At 68.3% G+C, this 15,723-nt stretch carries 12 protein-coding genes; all 12 read left to right on the forward strand.

Features of this window, described 5'->3' with window-relative positions:
• Window positions 1-11 precede the first annotated feature (11 nt).
• The gene (locus AB0K08_RS06560) at window positions 12-1,898 is read left to right on the forward strand and encodes a PEP-utilizing enzyme (RefSeq protein WP_363352726.1); all 1,887 of its coding nucleotides are present in this window, start codon (window positions 12-14) and stop codon (window positions 1,896-1,898) included.
• The gene (locus tag AB0K08_RS06565) at window positions 1,895-3,004 is read left to right on the forward strand and encodes a PEP/pyruvate-binding domain-containing protein (protein WP_363352727.1); all 1,110 of its coding nucleotides are present in this window, start codon (window positions 1,895-1,897) and stop codon (window positions 3,002-3,004) included. The genes AB0K08_RS06560 and AB0K08_RS06565 overlap by 4 nt, the downstream gene beginning before the upstream one ends.
• Window positions 3,005-3,007: 3 nt before the next feature.
• Complete coding sequence (accB, locus tag AB0K08_RS06570; protein WP_363352728.1) at window positions 3,008-3,511, forward strand: acetyl-CoA carboxylase biotin carboxyl carrier protein; 504 nt, start codon at window positions 3,008-3,010, stop codon at window positions 3,509-3,511.
• On the forward strand, window positions 3,508-4,938 hold the full coding sequence (locus AB0K08_RS06575) for a biotin carboxylase N-terminal domain-containing protein (RefSeq protein ID WP_363352729.1): 1,431 nt from the start codon (window positions 3,508-3,510) through the stop codon (window positions 4,936-4,938). Before accB ends, AB0K08_RS06575 begins: the two co-directional genes overlap by 4 nt.
• The gene (locus AB0K08_RS06580; RefSeq protein ID WP_363352730.1) at window positions 4,935-6,533 is read left to right on the forward strand and encodes a hypothetical protein; all 1,599 of its coding nucleotides are present in this window, start codon (window positions 4,935-4,937) and stop codon (window positions 6,531-6,533) included. The genes AB0K08_RS06575 and AB0K08_RS06580 overlap by 4 nt, the downstream gene beginning before the upstream one ends.
• Before the next feature lie 41 nt (window positions 6,534-6,574).
• Window positions 6,575-7,516 carry an HAD hydrolase-like protein gene (locus AB0K08_RS06585; protein WP_363352731.1) on the forward strand — a complete coding sequence of 314 codons (942 nt, stop codon included), beginning with the start codon at window positions 6,575-6,577 and terminating at the stop codon, window positions 7,514-7,516.
• On the forward strand, window positions 7,513-9,513 hold the full coding sequence (locus AB0K08_RS06590) for an acetoacetate--CoA ligase (protein ID WP_363352732.1): 2,001 nt from the start codon (window positions 7,513-7,515) through the stop codon (window positions 9,511-9,513). Before AB0K08_RS06585 ends, AB0K08_RS06590 begins: the two co-directional genes overlap by 4 nt.
• Window positions 9,513-10,319: an IclR family transcriptional regulator gene (locus tag AB0K08_RS06595; protein ID WP_363352733.1), complete on the forward strand. Its 807-nt coding sequence runs from the start codon at window positions 9,513-9,515 to the stop codon at window positions 10,317-10,319. The genes AB0K08_RS06590 and AB0K08_RS06595 overlap by 1 nt, the downstream gene beginning before the upstream one ends.
• Window positions 10,320-10,553: 234 nt before the next feature.
• Window positions 10,554-11,858, forward strand: a complete 1,305-nt coding sequence (locus tag AB0K08_RS06600; RefSeq protein ID WP_363352734.1) for a cytochrome P450 — start codon at window positions 10,554-10,556, stop codon at window positions 11,856-11,858.
• Window positions 11,859-11,873: 15 nt separating this feature from the next.
• Window positions 11,874-12,977: a PEP/pyruvate-binding domain-containing protein gene (locus AB0K08_RS06605; RefSeq protein WP_363352735.1), complete on the forward strand. Its 1,104-nt coding sequence runs from the start codon at window positions 11,874-11,876 to the stop codon at window positions 12,975-12,977.
• Between the two features lie 89 nt (window positions 12,978-13,066).
• Complete coding sequence (locus AB0K08_RS06610; protein ID WP_363352736.1) at window positions 13,067-14,977, forward strand: PEP-utilizing enzyme; 1,911 nt, start codon at window positions 13,067-13,069, stop codon at window positions 14,975-14,977.
• On the forward strand, window positions 14,970-15,713 hold the full coding sequence (locus AB0K08_RS06615; RefSeq protein ID WP_363352737.1) for an SDR family oxidoreductase: 744 nt from the start codon (window positions 14,970-14,972) through the stop codon (window positions 15,711-15,713). The genes AB0K08_RS06610 and AB0K08_RS06615 overlap by 8 nt, the downstream gene beginning before the upstream one ends.
• Window positions 15,714-15,723 lie beyond the last annotated feature (10 nt).

Genomic DNA, 15,723 nt, shown 5'->3' on the forward strand with positions numbered 1-15,723 from the left:
CAGGAGCAACCATGGCCATCGACCCGGCGGCACCCGCCAGCGAACGCACCTTCCCCGATCCCTACAGCATCGAGACGCCGGCGGGAGCCGAGGGCTGGGAGGAGATGTACTCCTATCACAACCTGTTCCTCGAGGCCCGCCGTGAGGAGGACTCGCAGAAGACCTGGTTCCGGAACTCGCTGCACTTCCCGGAGGTCTCCTACCCCTTCGACCACGCGGTGATCGACGGATCCTTCACGGGCACGGGCGTCACCAACACTCGTGTCTTCGCCCTGCCCCCGGCTTTGGGCTTGGATGTGCGGGTCATCAACGGCTACACCTACATGTCCGCTCTTCCCGCCCCAGACGAGGAGACCCAAGCCCGCCGCGCCGAGGAGTTCGCCCGGCGCGCCGGCCACTACTTCCAGAACTGGGACAGCCTCTACGCGGAGTGGGAGACCCGGGTGACCGACGCCATCAAGAGCGTCTACGAGATCGAGGTGCCCGAGCTCAGCGAATTCGAACCCGTCGAGAGGGTGTTGGAGGACCGCTGCCCCACCCAGGGCAATCGGCTGCTGTCCGGCTACCACCGCCTGCTGGAGGCCGGGGACCAGATCTGGACCCTGCATTCGGAGTTCCTCAACCTCGGCTATGCCGCCTACCTGCAGTTCCTCACCCTGTGCAAGGAACACTTCCCCGAGATCGGCGACCAGACGGTGTCCCGGATGGTCTCCGGGATCGACGTGCTCCTGTTCCGGCCCGACGACGAGCTGCGCGCCCTGGCCCGCCGGGCCGAGGAACTCGGGGTCTCCGAGGCCGTCATGGCCTCGTCCTCGGAGGAACAGCTACGTTCGAACCTGGTGGATGAGGCCGGGCGGACCTGGCTCGCGGCCCTGGACCAGGCCAAGGACCCCTGGTTCAACTTCTCGTACGGCTCCGGCATGTACCACTCCCACCGCAGCTGGGTGGACGACCTGTCCATGCCCCTGCAGGCCATCGGCGACTACATCGGGCAACTGCGCGCCGGCCAGGACCTGACCCGCCCCCTGAATCGCCTCCAGGCGGAGCGAGATCAGATTACCGAGAACTACCGTGACCTCCTGGACGAGGAGGACCTGCCCGGCTTCGACGAGGCGCTCGGCCTGGCCCGCACGGTCTTCCCCTATGTGGAGAACCACAACTTCTACGTGGAGCACTGGTTCCTCACCGGATTCTGGAACAAGGTCCGCGAATTCAGCGCGAAGTTCGTGGAATGGGGCTTCTGGGACGACGTCGAGGACATCTTCTTCCTGCGCCGGGCCGAGGTCGAGGAGGCCGTCTACGATCTGCAGATGGCCTGGGGAGCCGGAGGCAGGCCGCAGGGCGGATTCCACTGGCCGGCGATCATCGCCCGCCGCCGGGACATCTACCGGGCCCTCGACGCCTGGTCCCCGCCGCCGGCCCTGGGACCCGTTCCGGGCGAGGTCAACGAACCCCTGACCATCATGCTGTGGGGCATCACCCCAGAGACCGTGGACCGCTGGCTTGACGCCCAAAGCGGGGGCTCCGGTTCGAACGTGCTCACCGGATTCGCCGGCTCCCCCGGCGTCGCCGAGGGCCGCGCCCGAGTGGTGATGCGCCCGGACGAGCTGGACACGGTCCTGGACGGCGAGATCCTCGTCGCCCCCGTGACCAGCCCGAGCTGGACCACCGTGTTCGGCCGCATCCGCGGCGCCGTGTCGGACATCGGCGGCATCATGTGCCATGCCGCCATCGTCTCCCGCGAGTACGAACTCCCGGCCGTCGTCGGCGTCGGCTTCGGCACGTCCAACATCACCACTGGCCAGCTGATCCGGGTGGACGGCAACGCCGGAACCGTGACGATCCTCGATGATCCGTCGGCACCCGAGGACCAGGAAGTAGTGGAGGCAGCACGATGACCACCTATGTACGCCCCTTCGGGGAACTGCGCGCCACCGACCGGGACACGGTGGGCGGCAAGTGCGCCAGCCTCGGTGAGATGGTCAGCGCCGGCCTCCCCGTACCGGACGGCTTCGCCATCACCGTGGCCGCCTTCGAGGACTTCCGCGATGCCTCGAGCCTGCGCCGGGACCTGCAGGACCTCGTGCAGGGCACCCGAGATGCAGGTTCACAGCAGCTGCAACAGGCCCACGACCGGGCCGTGGAGCTCATCCTGCACCGGCCGCTACCGGAATCCCTCGAGCGCGAGATCACCGATGCCTACCGTGCGCTCGCCGCCGAGACCGCCGAGCTACGCGGCCTCACCGGTGCCGAGGCGGAACGCATCCCCGTCGCCGTCCGGTCCTCCGCGACGGACGAGGACGGCGATGCGGCAAGCTTCGCCGGCCAGCAGGAGACTTTCCTCTGGGTCAGCGGCGCCGAGGATGTCGTGGAGAAGGTCCGCGAGTGCTGGGCCAGTCTGTACACGCCACAGGCGATCGCCTACCGCGCCGGGATGGAGGACACTGAGGGCGCTGAGGCCTCCCGCATCTCCGTGGCCGTGCAGTTGATGGCAGATGCCGATGTCGCCGGAGTGACCTTCACCGTCAGCCCGACCACCGGAGACCGCTCCGTGATCGCCATCAACGCAAGCTATGGCCTCGGCCAAGCGGTGGTTTCCGGAGAAGTCACCCCCGACGAGTACTGGCTCTCCAAGATCGGGCCGACCATCCGGGACACCCGCGTCGCGGACAAAGCCCACGAGTATGTCCCCAATGCCGCTGCCACCGGCATCGAGCTGCGAGACGTCGACCCGGAGCGACGCAGCCGGGCTTGTCTGAGCGAGCAGGAGGTGCTGCAGCTGGCCGAGATCGCCATCCGCGTGGAGAAGCACTACGGCCAGCCCCAGGACATCGAATGGGCTCTGGAGCGCCGCCCGGACGGCAGCAGCCAGGTCATGCTCCTGCAGTCGCGCCCGGAGACGAACTGGAAGAAGCGCAAGGAAGAACAGAACGCCCGCACGAAGGACACGAGAGCCACCGCCGGTCTGCTCGGCATGATCTCGTCCGCCTCGAAAGGATCCTGAAACATGACCGAGAACCCACGCCCCTCCTGGGACGACCTGGTCCAACTGATCACCGAGCTCGACGGCTCCGACTTCGACAACGTCGCCGTCGAGTATGACGACATCTCGGTGCGGATGTCCCGGGGGGCGCTCGCCGAACCGGCAACCGCCCCGGTGACCCCCGCGGCAGGTCCGCAGTCCACGACGCCGGCCCCCGCGCCCGCCGCTGCAGCCGCGCCGGCCGCTGAACCCGCCGCTGAACCCGCCGCGACCGCTTCCCACGGCACCCCGGTGACGTCCCCGATGGTCGGCTTCTTCTACCGCAGCCCCTCCCCCGGCGCCCTGCCGTTCGTCACCGAGGGGGACAGCGTCACGGCGGAGACCACCATCGGCATCATCGAGGTCATGAAGCTGATGAACCCGGTCCAGGCCGGGGTCGCCGGCACCGTCTCCGGCTTCGCCGCCGAGGACGGCCAGCCCGTGGAGTTCGGTGAAGACCTGCTGTACATCACTCCGGAGGACTCATGAGCCCCGCGCCGGAGGCCGAGGTGCCCACGGTACTCGTGGCCAACCGCGGCGAGATCGCCGTCCGCATCATCGAGGCCGCCCACCGGATCGGAGCCCGCGCCGTCCTGGCCGTCAGCGCCGCAGACCGGGACTCCCTCGGGGCGAAGCTGGCCGATGAGACCGTGGTCATCGGCCCGGCCCAAGCCGGCCAATCCTATCTCCGGCCAGAGCTCATAGCCCAGGCCGCCGTCCAGACCGGCGCTGACGTGGTCCACCCCGGTTACGGATTCCTCAGCGAACAGCCCGAACTGACGGAGATGCTGGAGTCCGAGGGCATCGCCTTCGCCGGGCCGCGCGCCGAGACGCTGCGGGCCGTCGGCGACAAGTCCAGCGCCCGCCGGGTCGCCGTCGAGGCGGGCGCCCCGGTGGCCGTGGCCGCCGCGATCGACGATCCGCACGATGCCGACCACCTGCGCGCACTCGGCGAGGAGGTCGGCTATCCCCTGCTCGTCAAGGCCGTCCACGGCGGCGGTGGACGTGGCATCCGCCTGGCAGCCGATGTCGACTCCCTGCTGACGCTTGCCCCGCAGGCCGCCGCCGAGGCCACTGCCGCCTTCGGCAACGGTGAGCTCTACATGGAGCGCTACTACGGGGCCGCACGGCACGTGGAGGTGCAGGTCTTCGGCGACGGCGAGGGCAACGCCCTCATCTTCGGTGACCGCGACTGCTCAGTGCAGCGGCGTCACCAGAAGCTCATCGAGGAGTGTCCGGCCCCCGGCCTGTCGGAGGGCCGGCGCCGGATCCTCCATGATGCCTCCCGGGCCCTGGTCCGCCAGTTGCGGTACCGCGGTGCCGGAACCGTGGAGTTCATGGTGGACACGCGCTCGGAGGACGTGATCTTCCTCGAGGTGAACGCCCGCATCCAGGTGGAGCACCCGGTCACCGAGGAGGCCTTCGGCGTGGATCTCGTGGCGGCGCAGCTGCTGCTGGCCCTCGGCCGGGACCCCGGCCTGCCCGAGGTCCCCCCGGTGCCGTCCGCCACCGCGATCGAGGTCCGGATCAACGCCGAGGACCCCCTGCAGGACTTCCGTCCGGCCCCGGGCCGCATCGGCACCATCACGTGGCCGCGGGGCCCCGGGATCCGAGTGGACACCCACCTGCAGGAGGACTATTCGTTCCCGCCCTTCTATGACAGCCTCATGGCCAAGCTGATCGTCCGCGCCCATGACCGGGACTCCGCAGTGGACGCCTTGAGCTCGGCCGTGGGCCGGACCCACATCGAGGGGGTCTCCACCACGTTGGCCTTGCACCACGTCGTCCTGAACCATCCTGATTTCCGGGCCGGAGGCATTCCCACCACCTGGTTCGGCCCCGTCTGGGAACAGCACCTCGCAGATGCTCAGGATCCCGCCGCGCCCGCCACTCCAGGAAAGGAGGCGGACCGATGACCGCCACCCCCGAGACCACCCCCGAGATCGGCCGCACACCCGCCGCCACCCGGCCGCCCGTCCGCTTCGTCGACACCTCTTTGCGGGACGGCAACCAGTCACTGTGGGGCGCCACAGGCCTGACCACCGGCATGGTGGAGGCGCTGGGACCAGACCTGGCCCAGATCGGGCTCGAGGGCATCGACTTCACCAGCTCCACCAATCTGCTGATGGGTTCCAAGACGCACCGTGAGGACCCCTGGGAACGAATCTCCCGCATGCACGCCGTCGCCGGCGGCGTTCCCCTGTCCGCCATCACCACGGGCATGCGGTTCATGTCCTGGGACCGTGCCTCCGAGACGGTCATGCGCCTGTCCATGCGGCTCATGGCCCGTCATGGCCTGGGACGACTGCAGATCGCCGACCCCCTGAACGACGTCGCGGCCAACAAGACCATCGCCTCCTGGGCCAAGGACGAGGGCATCGGGTACATCGTGGCCGCGACGACCTTCACCGAGTCCCCGGTCCACACCGACGATGCCTATGCCCAGGCCGCCCGCGCCTACGCCGAAGACCCGAACATCGACGCCATCTACCTCAAGGACCCCGGCGGACTGCTGACCTACGACCGCATCGGCCACCTCATCCCGGTCCTACGCGATGCCGTGGGGGACAAAACCTTGGAGCTGCACAGCCACTGCACCACGGGGGAGGCCCCACAGGTCTATATGCGGGCCGCGCAGCTCGGCGTCGACGTCCTGCACACGGGCATCGGTGCACTCGGCAACGGCACCGCCCAGCCGGAGATGCTGTCCGTCCTGGACAACCTCGACGCCTTGGGCATCCCCTACCGGGCCGACCGGGCCGCCGTCGAGCGGGCCGCTGCGACCATCCGGCGCATCTCCGAGGAAAACGACCTGCCGGCCGGCCAGACCATGCCGTTCGACCTGGCCCCGCATGCACACCAGGTCCCCGGCGGGATGATGGGCACCCTCAAGCGTCAGCTGAGGGAGCTGCGGATCGAGGATGACCTTCCGGCCGTCATCGCCGAGACCGGCCGGGTCCGGGCGGAACTCGGCTATCCGATCATGGTGACCCCGTTCAGCCAGTTCGTCGGCAGCCAGGCTCTAATGAACGTCCTGGCCGCCAAGTCCGGCCGGGAACGGTACAGCAACATCCCGGACGAGGTGGTCCGCTTCGTGCTGGGCCACTACGGGGAACCGGTCGGCGAGATCAGCGCCTCGGTCCGCGAGCGCGTCGATGCCCTCCCCCGCGCCCGGGAGCTCAGCATGGACCCCGTCCATGACCAGCCGCTCGAGGATCTCCGAGCGGAGCAGGAGGCCAGGCTGGGCCGGACGGTGGAGGACGAGGAGCTGCTGCTGCGCCTCGTGATGGCCCCGGACGTCCTGGAAGCCGTCCTCGCTGCCGGTCCGGCCCCTGCGTGGAACGGATCGAGCGTCTCCGGCACGGGCACCACCCCCGGCCCGGTGAACAACCTCGGGGACGCCATCCGTGCGGTCAACGCGCTGCCGAACTGGCGGTCGCTGCAGATCCGCCGGGGCCATCAGAACATCCGGCTGACCCGCCGCGACAACGCCGGCAGCGGGGATTCGTGATGGCCACGCCCGAAACCCCCTCCCAGACGACAGGAACCGACATGACCACGGCTGCCACCGCCGCCCCGCCCACCCTGGACCGGCCGCTGACCGACCGCATCGCTGCCGCACGCGGGGTGATGTTCGACATCGACGGCTGCCTGCTGTTGGCAGACCAGCCGAGCGGCTACGGCGGCACCGTCCTGCCGGGCGCCCGCCGAGCCCTGGAGGCCGTCCGGTCCACCGGCCGGGACTTCGTGTGCTTCACCAACGGCTCGTTCCAGACCCCCTCCGCCATCGCCACGACCCTGCGCGGCCTCGACCTGGACGTGGCCGACGACCAGGTCATGACCCCGGCCGTCGTGGCGGCCGAGACCATGGCCAGCCGCTACCCGGGCGGCCGGGTCCTGGTCTTCGGCGGCGAGGGCGTCATCGAGCCGTTCGCGGCCCGCGGGGTCCCCCTGGTGGACGTGGACGAGGCGATCGCCGGACGAGCCGGTGACGTGGCCGCCGTGGTGGTCGGTTGGGACACGGAGTTCGGTCGATCGAAGATCGTGGCGGCCGCCGAGGCCGTCCTGGCCGGCGCCGAGCTGTACACGACCTCCGCGGCCCCGACCTTCGCCTCCCACGAACGCCTCAACGTCGGGGTCTCCGGATTCATCGCCGCCGGGCTGACCCACGTGACCGGACGGCCGTACAAGGTCCTCGGCAAGCCCTCTGCCGAGGCCTTCCAGGCGATCTGCCGGAAGACCGGAGCCAGTGCTGGGCAGCTGCTCATCGTCGGCGACGACCTGCGCATGGAGGCGGGCATGGCTCGGAAATACGGCGCCGTGGGTGTCTTGATGACCACGGGGACGAACTCCCGCGAGGACGCCCGCAGCGCGGCCGCTGACCACACCCCGGACCTCGTCCTGGATTCGCTGGAGGAGCTGTCCGAGCTGTTGCGGGACCCGGCGGGTGCCGTGGACGCCACGGCCGCACCGAGCGGAACGGAGGGGTCGTGAACACCGCAGCCGCCCGTCCCCCCGTCACCTGGCGTCCGACCCCCGAACAGGCTGCCGGATCCCGGCTGGCCGACTTCATGCGCTGGGCCGGAGACCGGCATGGAGTGTGCCTCGCGGACTACCGCGAGGTCTGGACCTGGTCGGTCACCGAGTTGTCCGACTTCTGGGATACGGTGCGCGAGTACTTCGGGATCCTCGGCGACGGTTTCGACGGCCCGGCGCTCGCGGAGGAGAAGATGCCCGGAGCCGTCTGGTACCCCCGGGCCCGGCTGAACTTCGCCGAGAACGTCCTGCGCCATGCCCTGGACCCGGACCTGGCGGACACCCCCGCGATCGTCGACGTGGACGAGGACGGCTCCCGCCGGGACATCACCTGGACACAGCTCTCCGGGCGGGTGGGTGCCCTGGCCCGGCACCTGCGCGACGTCGGCGTCCAGCCGGGTGACCGCGTTGCCGCGGTCCTGCCCAACATCCCGGAGGCCATCGTCGGCCTCCTCGCCTCGGCGTCCATCGGGGCGGTGTGGACCATCAACTCCCCGGACCTCTCCGCCCAGGCCACCCTGGACCGGCTGGTCCAGCTGGAACCGACCGTGTTGATCGGCACCGACGGCTACCGCTTCAACGGGAAGGACTACCCTCGACTGCACCAGCTCGCGGAGATCCGTGCCGGATTGCCCACGCTGAAGCACACGATCCTCGTGAAGAAGCTCGATCCGGAGCTGCTCTCCGAGCGGGTCGGCTTCGGGCACCAGGACTCGGCGGCGATCACGGCGGACGCGGTGGATCCGGCCTTCACGCGACTGCCCTTCGACCACCCCCTGTGGGTCCTGTTCTCCTCGGGGACCACAGGAACCCCCAAGGGGATCGTGCACGGCCACGGCGGCATGGCCCTTGAGGCCTCGAAGGGCTGCGGGCTGAACCAGGACATGGGTCCGGGAGACCTGTACTACGTGGCCGCCAACACCTCCTGGATGGTGTGGAACACGCTGGTCAACAACCTCATGGTCGGCGCCTCCGTGGTGACCTATCCCGGATCCCCCACCTACGGGCGCAAGGACCACCAGTTCGAGATCCTGGCCAGCACCGGTGCCACCATGTTCGCCACCGGTGCGGCCTACCTGACACTGGCGCAGAATGCCGGGGTCCACCCTGGACGGGACTGTGACCTCTCGACCCTGCGGTCCATCCTGTCCACCGGTTCCCCGCTGCCGGAGTCCACCTGGAAGTGGGTGCACGATGAGGTCAAGCGGGACGTCCACCTCGGCTCGGACACGGGCGGCACGGACATCTGCTCCGGCTTCATCGGTTCCAATCCGCTGGAGCCCGTGTACCTCGGCCACCTCCAGGCCCCCCTGCTCGGCGTGGCCGTGAGCGCCCGGGATGAATCCGGTACGGCCGTCGTCGGCGAGGTCGGCGAGCTCGTGGTCTCCCGGCCGATGCCCTCCATGCCCGTGTCCTTCTGGGGCGATGCGGACGGTTCCCGGTATCGCGGCTCCTACTTCGAGACGTTCCCCGGGGAATGGACCCAGGGCGACTGGATCACCGAGACTGACGAGGGTGGCTTCGTGGTGCACGGCCGGTCTGACGCCACCCTCAACCGGCAGGGCGTCCGGCTGGGCAGCGCGGACATCTACGCGGCCGTCCAGCACGTGCCCGAGGTGGCGGACTCGCTGGTCATCGGCGTCGAGGAGGCCGGCGGCGGCTACTACATGCCCCTGTTCGTGGTGTTGCAGGAGGGACAGCAGCTGACAGAGGGCCTGACGGAACGCATCACGAACACCATCCGCGAGCGCACCAGTGCCCGCCACGTGCCGGACGCGGTCATCCAGGCCCCGGAGATGCCGGTGACCCACGCCGGGAAGAAGATCGAGATTCCCATCAAGCGGCTCTTCCTGGGACATGCACCGGAGGATGTCCTCAATCGGGGCTCCCTGGCCAATCCCGGTTCCGTCGATTGGTTCCTCGCCGCGGCCCGCGCCCACCGGAACCGGACCTGATGGCCGGGGGCAACCGCGAGGCCGGGCGGTCGGTCACGGACAAGCTGCTGTCCGTGCTGACCGCCTTCGAGTCGGAGAAGCGGCCTCTGGCCCTGACGGAGATCGCCACGATCGCCGACGTCCCGGTCAGCACGGCCCACCGGCTGGTGGGCGAGCTGACCGAGTGGCAGTTCATCTCCCGCACCGCCAACGGCCGTTACCAGCTCGGCCTACGGGTGTGGGAGATGGCCCAGAACGTCGGGCGCCAGCTGAGGGACACGGCCAAACCGTTCGTCCAGGATGTCTTCTCGCTGACCCGGGAGACCTCGCACATCGCCATTCGGGATGGCGATGAGGTGATATACATCGAGCGAGTCTTCGACACTCGGAGGGTTCCGCAGTCTGCCCAGGTCGGCGGACGGCTACCGATGCACACCACGGCGGTCGGCAAGGTGATCCTCGCCTTCGAGGAGCCCTGGGTCCGCGGTGCCTACCTCGACCTGGAGCTGCTGCCCTCCACGCCGCGATCCATCACCCGACCGCGTGCCCTCGCCGCCGACCTGGACCGCACCAAGGCACGGGGCTTCGCCGTCACCCACGGCGAGCAGAACCCGGACACCTGTTCGATCGCCGTGCCCGTCTTCCACACGGGGCGGATCGGAGCCGCTCTGGGGGTCGTACTCCCTCTGGAGCGCTCGGGCACCCTGGCCAAGCACGTGCCGGTGCTGAAGGCCGTCAGCGCACGGATCGAGGAGGCCACCAGGTCCATTCCCCTGGAGACCCTGCTCAAGGCACACCAGGATCCGGACGCGGCCCACGGATCATAGGCGTCTCACCACCGCCCCCTCGTCCGCCCATGTTCTAGGCCGCCTGCTCCGTGCGCCACACACTCCACCAAGTCGTTTCCACTCAGTGAAAAGAATCATGGCACCGGCGCGGGGCGCGACCCATGATGGTGTGCATGCAGTTGGCGTGACCCACGTCACAGCCCCATAGGTGGCCCCCGGAATGAAGACCCCCACGCGAAGTGGTCCTTCCGTAGGCCACGGACAGGAGATGACATGACCACCGAGTCGACCAGCAGCACCGAGACACCCGCGGCGACCTGCCCCTTCGGCCACGGCGGCAATGATGGAAGCCAGGAGGCAGCCAAGTATCACGGCTACCGGCCCTTCGACCAGAAGGACCCCTTCCCCGCTTACGCCAACCTCCGCGCGGAGGCTCCCATCTTCTACGACGACCGGACCGACCTCTGGGTGGTGTCCCGCTACGATGACATCAAGGCCGTCTTCGACGACTGGGAGACCTTCTCGTCGCAGAACGCCCAGGCCCCCGTCCGTCCCCGTGGCCCACAGGCCACGAAGGTCATGGAGGACGGCGGCTTCACCGCCTACTCGGGCCTGTCAGCCCGCATCCCCCCGGAGCACACCCGCATCCGGGCGATCGCGCAGAAGGCCTTCACACCGCGCCGGTTCAAGGTGATGGAGCCCGAGATCCGCGCCAACGTGGTGTCCCGGCTCGAGGGGATGCTGACCCGGGAAAGTGCCACCGGGGATATGTTCCGAGACCTGGCCTACGAGATCCCGACCATCACCATCCTCACCCTGATCGGGGCCGACCTGGCGAAGATCGACGACTACAAGCGCTGGAGCGATTCCCGCGCGGCCATGACCTGGGGCAACCTCTCCGACGAGGAGCAGGTGCCGCACGCCCACAACCTCGTGGAGTACTGGCAGGAGTGCCAGTCCCTGGTAGCCCTCGCGAAGGAACAGGGTGGCGACAACCTCACAGCAGACGTCGTCAAGGCCCAGGCAGAGGGTGCCGAGATCTCTGACCACGAGATCGCCTCGTTGCTGTACTCCCTGCTGTTCGCCGGCCACGAGACCACGACCACCCTGATCGCGAACTGCTTCCGGCTGCTCCCCACCGACCGGGACCAGTGGGAGGCTCTCATCGAGGACCCGAAGAAGATCCCCGGGGCTATCGAGGAGGTCCTGCGCTACGCGGGATCCATCGTCGCCTGGCGCCGCAAGGCGACCCGGGATGCCGTGGTCGCCGGGCAGGAGATCAAGGAGGGCGAAGGCCTACTGCTGGTCGTGGGATCGGCCAACCGGGACCTGAGCCACTTCGAGGAACCTGAGGAGTTCGATATCTCCCGCGCCAACGCGCGCGAGCACCTATCCTTCGGTTTCGGCATCCACTACTGCCTCGGCAACAAGCTGGCCAAACTGCAAGCGAAGATCTGCCTGGAGGAGGCCACCCGCCTCATCCCCTCGCTCCGTGTCGCCGACAACGTCGACATCCCCTTCCGCGAGAACCTGTCCTTCCGCGTCCCCGAGACCGTCCCGGTCACCTGGACCGCCTGAACCGTCAGGAATCCCATGTCACCCGAACTCATCCAGTACATCCAGACCTTCGACGACGGCCGCGAACCGGCCCTTGAGAACCTCGGCGGCAAGGGTGCGTCCCTGGTGTCCATGACCGCTGCAGGCATGCCCGTGCCTCCCGGCTTCGTGGTCACCACCGCGTGCTATGACGCCTTCGTGGCCGAAGCCGGCATTGCCAAGCAGGTCACCACACTGCTGGACGGCCTTGATGCCGACAACGTGGAGGAAGTGGACCGCGTCTCCGCGGCCATCCGCGAGGACCTGTGCAGTCGCCCGGTTCCGGACACGGCGCGCCGGGCAGTCGTCGAGGCCTACACCGCCCTGATGGAGATCTGCGGAGACGGGGCCCCGGTTGCCGTGCGGTCTTCGGCCACCGCAGAGGACCTGCCGGACGCCTCCTTCGCGGGGCAGCAGGACACCTACCTGTGGCTGTCCGGGCTGCCAGCCGTGACAGAGCACATCCGCCGGTGCTGGGCGTCCCTGTTCACCTCCCGAGCCATCACGTACCGCCTGAAGAACAACATCCCCAATGAGGGTCTCTCCATGGCCGTGGTGGTCCAGAAGATGGTGAATGCCAGGGTCGCCGGCGTCGCCATCACCATGAACCCTGCCAACGGCGACCGGTCCAAGCTCACCATCGACTCCTCCTGGGGCGTCGGCGAGATGGTGGTCTCGGGTCAGGTCACCCCAGACAACATCGTCATGGACAAGATCACCCTGCAGGTGGTCTCCGAGCACATCGGGGACAAGCACGCGGAGCTGGTTCCCGATGCCGCCTCCGCCACGCTGGTCGAACGCGAGGTCTCGGCCGACCGGACCGGGATCCGGTCCCTGACGGATGCAGAGCTGACGCAGGTGGCGAAGATGGCGAAGCGGGCCGAGAAACACTACAAGTGCCCACAGGACATCGAGTGGGCTATCGATGCCGACCTGCCGGACGGAGAGAACCTGCTGCTGCTGCAGTCCCGGCCTGAGACCGTGCACTCGAACGGCACCGCCGGACAGCAGCCGACGGCTTCGTCCCAGCCGAAGAACCCGGCCACCGGGGCCTTCGACCTCGGTTCCATCACCCAGTCCCTCATGGGCACGGGCCGGTAGGGCCGCTACGCCCCCACCACCCGAGCCGCTGCTCCGCTTCACTCCACACCCCCGGAACCGTTCCGGGTGGCCAACGCATTGGAGACACCATGTCCGCTAAGTCGTTCCCCAAGCCGTCCGAGCTGCCGGTGCCCGAAGGCGCCGAGGGCTGGGAGAAGCTATACCCCTACTATCTCGTCTTCCAGGACAAGCTGAAGGCCATCGAGGACGAGAAGTTCTGGTTCTGCGATTCCCAGCATTGGCCCACCGTGTTCAAGCCGTTCGAAACCGTCGGCACCGAGTTCGCCTCCAAGTGCCTGGGCCAGTACAACGCCCGGCACCTGATGATCCCCACGGCCAAGGGCATCGACTTCCGCATCCACCTGGGCTACCTGTACTTCTCCCCCCTGCCGGTGCCCGAGGAGGAGATCGCCGCCCGCGTGCCCGAGTTCCAGGCCCGCGTCGGGCACTACTTCCAGAACTGGGACACCTTGCTTCAGCAGTGGAAGACCAAGGTCCTGGGCACCATCGACGAGATGGAGACGCTGGAGTTCAAGCCGCTGCCGGACATGGTCCCCATGGAGGACATCATCTCCGGAAAGGGCACGGACGGCTCCGAGGTGTTGCTGGAGAACTACGACCGCCTGATCCAGCTGGCCTACCAGAACTGGCAGTACCACTTCGAGTTCCTCAACCTCGGCTATATCGCCTACCTGGATTTCTTCAACTACTGCAAGGAGATCTTCCCGGGCATCCCGGATCAATCGATCGCGACCATGGTCCAGGGCGTGGACATGGAGTTGTTTCGCCCGGACGACGAGCTCAAGCAGCTCGCCACCCTGGCGGTCGAGCTCGGCCTGCAGGACCGCTTCGCCAAGCCCGACGACGTCGATGTCACCTTGGCATCGATTGGCGCAGCCGACGGCGGCCAGAAATGGCTGGACCGCTGGGCCGAGGCCCAGGACCCCTGGTTCAACTTCACCGTGGGCAACGGCTTCTACGGGCATGACAAGTACTGGAACGAGCACCTGGAGATTCCGCTCGGTTACATCGCCGACTACATCCGCCGCCTGGATGAGGGGCAGGACATCATGCGTCCCAAGGAGGCACTCATCGCAGAGAAGGATCGGATCGTGGAGGAATACCGCGAACTGCTGGACGGCGAACAGCTGGCCACCTTCGACGCCAAGCGCGGACTGGCGGCCACCGCCTACCCCTACGTGGAGAACCACAACTTCTACATTGAGCACTGGACCATGGGCGTCTTCTGGCGCAAGGTCCGGGAGTTGTCCCGGACCATGCATGGCTACGGCTTCTGGGAGCACGAGGACGATCTGCTCTACCTGGGCCGCAACGAGGTCCGCGACGCTTTGTTTGACCTGGTCGCATCCTGGGGCGTCGGGAACCCCGAGGGGCCGATCGGCCCCCACGTCTGGCCCGAGATCATCGCCGAGCGGACCGCCCTGGTCTCGGCCCTGAAGACGGCCCGGCCGGCCCCGGCGCTGAACACCCCGCCGGAGGCCATCACCGAACCGTTCACCCGCATGCTGTGGGGCATCACCACCGAGCAGGTGGAGTCCTGGCTCGGTGCCGGCGAGGAGGGCTCAGACGGCGTGCTCAAAGGCATGGCCGCCTCCCCCGGGATCGTGGAGGGCGTGGCCCGGGTCATCATGGACGCGGACGACCTCTCCCAGATCCAGCAGGACGAGATCCTCGTCGCCCCGGTGACCGCACCGTCCTGGGGGCCGATCTTCGGCAAGATCAAGGCCACCGTCACGGACATCGGTGGCATGATGAGCCACGCCGCCATCGTCTGCCGCGAGTATGCGCTGCCCGCCGTCACCGGAACGGGCAGCGCTTCCACCACGATCAAGACCGGCCAGCGTTTGCGCGTAGACGGCAACAAGGGCACCGTCCTGGTCCTGGACGGAGACCACGCCGCGACCGTGGTCGAGGGGCCCGGCGCCCACAGTCATCAGCATGCCGTGACCGCCGAGGAGGGGGCCACCGCCGATGTCTGAGCGCACCGTACTCGTCACCGGCGCCGCCGGCGGCCTCGGGCGGTCCTTCGCCGAGGGCTTCGCCGCGGAGGGCGAGCGCATCGCCGTCGCGGACATCAACCTCGAGGGGGCCGAGGCGACAGCCGAGGCCATCCGCTCCTCTGGCACCGACGCCCGTGCCTTCCGGGTCGACGTCACCGATCTGTCATCCGTCACCGAGCTCGCCGCCCAGGTGGCCGACTTCGGGAACGGAGCCATCGACGTGGTCGTCAACAACGCGGCCATCTACGCCACCATCAACCGGTCGCCGTTCGAGGACATCGACCCGGCCGAATGGGACCAGGTCATGGGCGTCAATCTCAAGGGCCCTTGGCTCGTCACCCGGGCCGTCAGCCCCTACCTGCCGGACGGCGGACGCGTGGTGAACCTCGCCAGCGCCACCATCTTCTCCGGTTCCGCCGAATGGGCCCACTATGTGGCTTCCAAGGGAGGCGTGGTGGCCTTGACGAGGGTCCTGGCCAAGGAGCTCGGGAACCGGAACATCACCGTCAATGCCCTGGCCCCGGGGTTCACGCTCACCGAGGCCAGTTACGGCCACATGGAGAACGCTGAGACATACGGCGTGGACCGCGGCTCCATCAAGCGGGCCAGCCACCCCGGGGACATAGTGGGCGCTGCCTTGTTCCTGGCCTCCCCCGGTGCCGGCTACATCACCGGCCAGACCCTAGTCGTCGATGGCGGACGACAGTTCATCTGACCACTTCCCA

The organism is Citricoccus sp. NPDC055426, from assembly GCF_040677445.1.
In the GTDB taxonomy this organism is placed as follows: domain Bacteria; phylum Actinomycetota; class Actinomycetes; order Actinomycetales; family Micrococcaceae; genus Citricoccus.

What these genes read in the sequence shown, in the direction of transcription:
- accB (WP_363352728.1), top strand. Translation starts at nt 3,008, where the DNA reads ATGACCGAGAACCCACGCCCCTCCTGGGACGACCTGGTCCAACTGATC.
- AB0K08_RS06585 (WP_363352731.1), top strand. Translation starts at nt 6,575, where the DNA reads ATGACCACGGCTGCCACCGCCGCCCCGCCCACCCTGGACCGGCCGCTG.
- AB0K08_RS06610 (WP_363352736.1), top strand. Translation starts at nt 13,067, where the DNA reads ATGTCCGCTAAGTCGTTCCCCAAGCCGTCCGAGCTGCCGGTGCCCGAA.
- AB0K08_RS06600 (WP_363352734.1), top strand. Translation starts at nt 10,554, where the DNA reads ATGACCACCGAGTCGACCAGCAGCACCGAGACACCCGCGGCGACCTGC.
- AB0K08_RS06565 (WP_363352727.1), top strand. Translation starts at nt 1,895, where the DNA reads ATGACCACCTATGTACGCCCCTTCGGGGAACTGCGCGCCACCGACCGG.
- AB0K08_RS06580 (WP_363352730.1), top strand. Translation starts at nt 4,935, where the DNA reads ATGACCGCCACCCCCGAGACCACCCCCGAGATCGGCCGCACACCCGCC.
- AB0K08_RS06575 (WP_363352729.1), top strand. Translation starts at nt 3,508, where the DNA reads ATGAGCCCCGCGCCGGAGGCCGAGGTGCCCACGGTACTCGTGGCCAAC.
- AB0K08_RS06560 (WP_363352726.1), top strand. Translation starts at nt 12, where the DNA reads ATGGCCATCGACCCGGCGGCACCCGCCAGCGAACGCACCTTCCCCGAT.
- AB0K08_RS06615 (WP_363352737.1), top strand. Translation starts at nt 14,970, where the DNA reads ATGTCTGAGCGCACCGTACTCGTCACCGGCGCCGCCGGCGGCCTCGGG.
- AB0K08_RS06605 (WP_363352735.1), top strand. Translation starts at nt 11,874, where the DNA reads ATGTCACCCGAACTCATCCAGTACATCCAGACCTTCGACGACGGCCGC.
- AB0K08_RS06595 (WP_363352733.1), top strand. Translation starts at nt 9,513, where the DNA reads ATGGCCGGGGGCAACCGCGAGGCCGGGCGGTCGGTCACGGACAAGCTG.